This window comes from Mesorhizobium sp. (assembly GCF_004962925.1).
In the GTDB taxonomy this organism is placed as follows: Bacteria; Pseudomonadota; Alphaproteobacteria; order Rhizobiales; family Rhizobiaceae; genus Mesorhizobium.
Genome location: NZ_SUEO01000087.1, coordinates 1 through 222, shown reverse-complemented (window position 1 = coordinate 222; position 222 = coordinate 1). Strand labels below are relative to the sequence as shown.

At 64.9% G+C, this 222-nt stretch carries 1 protein-coding gene; it reads left to right on the top strand.

The annotated features are described in order from the left end of the window. Positions 1-222 (top strand): HAMP domain-containing protein (locus E5W87_RS18115; protein ID WP_292400299.1); only part of this gene is annotated, 222 nt, incomplete at both ends.

Genomic DNA, 222 nt, shown 5'->3' with positions numbered 1-222 from the left:
CCGCCGCATCATGGGCGGCGATCTTTCCGGCCGGCTGCCAGTCACCGGCGCAGGCGACGAGTTCGACCGCCTCTCCGGAAACCTCAATTCCATGCTGGCCAGGATCGCCACGCTCAACGAAGGGCTGAAGCAGGTCTCCGACAACATCGCCCACGATCTGAAGACACCGCTGACCAGGCTCCGCAACCGCGCCGAGGCGACGCTTTCCGGTAAGTACAAGGC